Origin of the sequence: Aurantimonas coralicida DSM 14790 (assembly GCF_000421645.1) — a bacterium.
GTDB classification, from domain to species: Bacteria; Pseudomonadota; Alphaproteobacteria; order Rhizobiales; family Rhizobiaceae; genus Aurantimonas; species Aurantimonas coralicida.
Window position 1 is genome coordinate 1 of the sequence record NZ_ATXK01000036.1, and the last position, 1,753, is coordinate 1,753.

At 56.1% G+C, this 1,753-nt stretch carries 1 protein-coding gene and 1 pseudogene; both read right to left on the reverse strand.

The genetic code is table 11. From position 1 onward, the window contains the following. Nucleotides 1-317 precede the first annotated feature (317 nt). A complete protein-coding gene (locus H536_RS0122185; protein WP_024352481.1) occupies nucleotides 318-1,439 on the reverse strand; it encodes a glycosyltransferase family 4 protein in 1,122 nt (373 codons plus the stop codon). Between the two features lie 199 nt (nucleotides 1,440-1,638). Further along, nucleotides 1,639-1,753, reverse strand: a pseudogene (locus H536_RS24140) (integrase core domain-containing protein); the annotation flags it as partial.

Below are 1,753 nucleotides of genomic sequence, written 5' to 3' on the forward strand. Positions count from 1 at the left end.
GATCCGACAGTTCATGGCGACGCATGGCAATCTCCCTTCCAGGAGATTGAATCAGATTACGCCACCTCGCTGAACCCGTTTATGGGGACGCTCTCAAGTCCATGAAAGCTCAGCGCCTCCGCCGGTTGCTCGCCCCGCGCCCTACCGCGTAACAGAAATCGCCGAGGCTCTGATCGCCGCTGGATGACAGTTCAGTGGGAGGTCAGTACGGTCAGTATCTGCTTCTCATGAGCTGAGCATGTTGCGCTTCGCGCTGGAACCCACCGATCATTTACACAAAACCGCTTAAACCTAAATGACGTCATGATGACGTGTGGTCAATATGTCCGTCGTGATGTAAGAAGATCTTCGAACGCGCGTTCGGTTTTCTCTGCCATTCGCTGCCAAGTAAAGTGGGACGCGTTCTCGAGCGCGCGCCGTCTTCGGTCTGGATCGTTCCGATCAAGCTTGATGATGGCGACGAGTCCGTCGCGTATGGATTTGATATCTCGGGGGTCGACCAAAATGGCATCCTTGCCCGCCACCTCTGGCAAGGAGGCAATGTTTGAGACGAGGACGGAGACGCCGCGCGCCTGTGCTTCCACAACGGGCAAGCCAAATCCTTCGTAGAGGGACGGCATCACGAGCCCTGAAGCGCAACGGTATATATGGTCCAGCCGACCTTCATCTACGAAGCCGGACAATATAACCGATGTCCCTAGGCCCAACCGTTCGATCGTCTCGCGAAGATCAGTTTTGCCCCAGCCTCTCGCGCCGATTATGAGAAGTTTATGCCCAGCACGCTGCTCCGGCGTCAGAAGCGCCCATGCTTCAAGAAGTCGGGAAAGATTTTTGCGGGGCTCGAGCGTGCCGACGAAGAGCAGATAATCAGTCGGAAGGCTACCGTCCGCGCACTCACTCTGAGCCACGCACGCTGAAGACCTGATCTCCCAACCTGCATGAACGGTCCGTATCGGCACGCGGTACCTAGGCCAGATTTCCTCGATATCCTTTTTGGTCGCGTCTGAGTCAGCAAGAACGAGATCCGTCCTTGACAAGGCTGCCCGCATGAAGACCTGCTCACCGAGGAGCGTGCTTCGCCGCATGGTTTCTGGCGCGCGGATCCATACCAGATCATGGATTGTCAGCGCTTTTGGAATGCTACCGATTCTCATAGGTGGGAGCCGATGGGCTGGCCCCCAGAAGAGAGTTGGTCGATCGCGTCGCACGAGGCGCGGTAAGGTTAACAGGCTCCAAGCATGACGCGCGATTACCGATTGTGCTGAATCGATACGAACAGCAGCAAAGTCCAGAGACGGGATCGAGGGATGGGGCTTGCTCGGCAGGTAGAGCGTAATCTCATGGCCGCGCGCGACTAAGGCTGATGCCGCGCATACGACATATCGCGATATGCCCGACAGCGGCGACGTCAGATTTCTTCCGTCGATACCGATCTTCACGTAAGGCTTTCGACCAATATTGAGCTTATGACCAGACTCACACATATATCAGGTGCTTGGCCATGAGCGGACTCAAATATCAAATTCATTCAAAAATTTCCTCAGCTTGACCTGAGACCCCAATCTCCTCCGGTTTGAGGGAGAGTCCTGGGTTTCGTTCTTGGCCTTAGGCGGCCTGTGTTTCCAGTGTGGATTTCATTGCGAACTCGGCCGGCGGCGCGTTGCCGAGGGCCGAGTGTGGTCTGTGATGGTTGTAATCCTCCTTCCATGAGGTGATGGCGCTGCGGGCCTCGGACAGTGTCGAGAACAGCGTG